This window comes from Microcystis sp. LEGE 08355, assembly GCF_015207185.1.
GTDB classification, from domain to species: domain Bacteria; phylum Cyanobacteriota; class Cyanobacteriia; order Cyanobacteriales; family Microcystaceae; genus Microcystis; species Microcystis panniformis.
The window spans coordinates 1-3,849 of the sequence record NZ_JADEXI010000453.1; the positions used below are offsets into that span (position 1 = coordinate 1).

Annotated in this window: 2 protein-coding genes and 1 pseudogene; 2 read left to right on the plus strand and 1 reads right to left on the minus strand. The window is 41.1% G+C overall.

Translation table 11 applies throughout. The features are described from left to right. The coding region (locus IQ242_RS19025) for a tetratricopeptide repeat protein (RefSeq protein ID WP_193961044.1) at positions 1–1,827 on the plus strand (1,827 nt) is incomplete at its 5' end. 22 nt (positions 1,828–1,849) lie between these two features. Here the strand turns inward: IQ242_RS19025 and IQ242_RS19030 are convergent. Further along, positions 1,850–3,232: a Rieske 2Fe-2S domain-containing protein gene (locus IQ242_RS19030; protein WP_193961045.1), complete on the minus strand. Its 1,383-nt coding sequence runs from the start codon at positions 3,230–3,232 to the stop codon at positions 1,850–1,852. 384 nt (positions 3,233–3,616) lie between these two features. On the opposite strand from IQ242_RS19030, the pseudogene IQ242_RS19035 reads away from it, so the two are divergent. After that, positions 3,617–3,849 (plus strand): annotated as a pseudogene (locus IQ242_RS19035) (RNA-guided endonuclease TnpB family protein); the annotation flags it as partial.

The following is a 3,849-nucleotide window of genomic DNA, read 5'->3' on the forward strand; positions in this document are numbered from 1 at the left end:
GAAGGGGAAGATTTAGCCACAGAAATTACTGCCGGTGTCTATAGGCAAAATGAAGGGAAAGTGGTGGCTTTATTAACAGAAATTCTCTCAATTCTCGAATTTGTCCATCACAAACAGGTGATCCATCGCGATGTTAATCCCTTCAATCTTATTCGTCGCAGCCAAGATCATCAATTGGTTTTAATTGATTTTGGTGCTGTCAAACAAATTAGCACTCAAGTAGTTAAAGAAGGTAAAACCATTTCTACCATCGCTATTGGTACCCCGGGTTATTTCCCCAGTGAACAGGCCCAAGGTTATCCGCGTTTTAGTAGCGATATCTATGCCACTGGTATTATTGGATTACAAGCTTTAACTGGTAAAGAGCCCGAAGAGATTCCACTGGATGCTCGCACAGGGGAAATTCTCTGGCAACATTTGGCCATGACTAGCGCCGAGTTTAGTTATGTTATCGAGCGCATGATCCGCTATGATTTTCGTCAGCGTTATACCAGTGCCAGTGAAGCATTAATCGATCTGAGAAAATTAGGTAAAATTCATCATCTCGATCCGAAAACTACCTATGGGGTGAAACCTCAAGGTCAGGTTGCTCGTCCAGGGAAATCTTGGCTAACAAAAATCTTGTTTGTCTCTGGGACAATTGGCTTAATAGCCGGTGCTTATCTGGGTTTTGATTATTGGAAAAATTCCCGTAATTCTCTTGATTACTATCAACAAGGTCAGACTTTTTATCAACTCAAACGCTATACCGATGCCCTCAATTCCTATGGTCAAGCCTTAAAAATTAATCCCGATTATCTTGAGGCATTGCAAGGAAAAGCTGATGCTTTATTAGCTTTACAAAGATACTCGGAAGCTTTAAATACCTACGAAAAAGCTATTCAAATTAACCCAGATTCCGCTTGGCCAGCTTGGCTCGGTCGCGGGGAAGCTTTAGATAAATTAGGCAAAAATCAAGAGGCTTTGGAAAGTTTTGAGCGGGTCTTATCTCTTAATCCTGCTGCTAGTCAAGCTTGGCAAGGTAAGGCCGATATCTATCTAGAACTGCAACAATATTCCGCCGCCCAAAAAGCTCTTGACAAATTGTTAACTTTTCAACAAAATGATGCCAAAACATGGTATAAAAAAGGCTGGTCATTACAAAATCTTGAGGATTATGAAGGGGCAGTTAAAGCCTACGATCAGGCTCTAGCGATCGAACCAGATAATGCCTTAATTTGGTATCAAAAAGGTAATAGTTTGTATCAATTAAATAAAATTAATGAGGCTTTAGAAAGTTATAGCAAAGCCGGACAATTTAATCCCCAATTTTCCCAAGCTCACTATAGTCAAGGGATTATTCTGCAAAAATTAGGCCGCAAACCAGAAGCTTTGGAGGCATTTACTCAAGCAACTCAAGCCAATTCTAATTATTATCAAGCTTGGTTAAATCAAGGGGCATTACTTCATCAAATGGAAAGATTTCAAGAAGCGATCGCATCCTACGAAAAAGCTCGCCGCATTTCTTCCCAAAAAGCCGAAGTTTTTATCGGTATCGGTAACGCTTGGTATCGTTTAGGCGACAATTACCAAGCTATAAATGCCTATCAACAGGCGATTCAAAGACAAAAAGATAACCCCGAAACCTGGAAAAGTTTAGGCAATAGTTGGTTTAAACTCGGTCAATACGAGCGAGCGATTCAAGCTTATCAAGAATCCCTTCGTTATCGTTCCAATGACCGAGAAGTGCAGGCACAAAAACAACTGGCAGAAACTCGCTGGCAAGAACTTCAGCAATCTTCCCAAAACCAAACCCCCAAAGTCGATAGTGAGGAACAGGTTCCCTAACTTCCGCTCTTTTTCGGCAGCTTTATCGCTTTTTACCGGTATTTCTCGGCAATAATTCCCGTCCTTGATAAAACTGTTTTTTCAGTTCTCCCAAGCGCCAATAAACTGCCACCATAATTGCAGTTAATACTGTCAGCACTGTCACGGGAACAAGGGCCGATTGAGCGAAAATTAGAGCTAAAACTGGTAAAGATAGACCAAGAACAATAGCGATCGCTAATGTTAACCCCCGCAGACGATTAATATTTTTAAAAGCCCCTTGACAAACAGCACAATTTTTGGTATGGGAGTGATAGCGTTCGAGGAGAATCTCTTTTGATTGTAGGGGGGGAAAAGGTTGACCGGCGAAAGGATCAGCTTGGTATTGATTAACCCAATTGCGATACTCAAACACTAATAAATCCGCTTTGGTAGGGAGATAACAAGCTTGACTAAAATTCTGACTACCTCCCTGAGCTTGCAGATAACGCTCTTGATAGTAGAGAAAAATCTGATCATCTTCGAGAATAGCATTTTGATTGATGTGGGAATACCAAGTGGGGGTAAGCTTAATGAAGAATTTCGGCAGTTTAGAGTTAAATTTAAAGGGAAAACGAGCAAAGAGACGACATTCTCCCTGACGGATTGGAGTTGCATAGACTGCGGTTAAAGTCCGTCCGAACTTTTCCGAGGTGAGATCGTGGTAAATGAATCCGGGGGCGATAAAATTGCTGTATTGCTGACCTAATTGACCTTTACGCGGTCCTTCGGGCCAAATACCCTTAAATCCCTGACGATTGGACTCGATAATTTCTAACTCCATAGGAGCGGCATTGGCCCGATTACCGATGGTGAGATGATGGGTATAGGGAACATGACTAGAATCGATAATATTTTCGATTAAAGTGACGGCCGAGTAGGGTAGATCTCGAAATGTATCCAAACAAATCCAAGCATCACCATCCTCCTCCATGGGTTCAATAATTGGAATCGCAGTCAGGGGAGCATTTTCGGGATTACCCGCATAAACGAATAATAATCCCTGACGGATAGCCGTGGGAAAAGACCGCACACAAGCGCGTCGAGAGGTGTTAGCTTGACTGTTTTCCGGTTGTTGGGGAATAAATTCACAGTTTCCTCCTCCGGAAAAAGACCAACCGTGATAGGGACATTCTAGATGTCCGCTTTCGTTAAGACGACCTTCTGAGAGAGGAGCGAGACGATGGGGACATTTATCCTCGAAAACTCGCCATTCTTGCTGATTTTTGTCCCACCAAATCACTAAATCCTCTTCTAGTAGGGTAAAGCGTTGGGGCTGCTTTTTGTCTAAATCTTTGACGTAGTAGATAGGATACCAAACTTGACGACAATCAAAGCGATCGATATCTGTTCCCCCGATGGGATAGGTAGCAGTGCTGCTCAACATAAATTTTCAAATAAGTTAACATTTCTCCTCCAAAATCTAACAAATTTAATCGACAAAAGGGGACAGATGCCGGTATCTGCTGGGGAAACAAACACCGGCGCTATATTTTGGGGTGATAATTAAAGGGTTAACCACAGAAACCAAAAACCTACCTAAAGCTTTTTAAAGTTACTCATTTCTGTAGCTAGATAACTAAAATAAGTAACTTTGGCCAGCAATTCTCATTTTGAAACGATTTTGCGTTGTTTCAGCGATATAGAGATTCGTTAAGAATTATTAACCCCTCTAGGTGCAGGGGTTTTAATGTCATGAAACCTTAAAATGAGAATTGCTGAACTTTGGCCACAGATAGATTTTAAGAACGTTATCAGGTATAATCAGGATATGAAGCTAGTTGAACGTCATATTATCAGTCAAAACCATCCCTTCTGGTCAGAAATCGACCATTATGCCTTTTTGTCAAAAAATTTGTTCAATCTAGCTAACTACAATTATCGCCAATATTTCTTTGAAAACTCCCAAAAACTGAGTTTTAATCAACTCTATCATCTGGTATCTAAAACCTCAGATTATTTAGCTTTACCCACGAAAGTGAGCAAGCAGATAATCAGAAGATT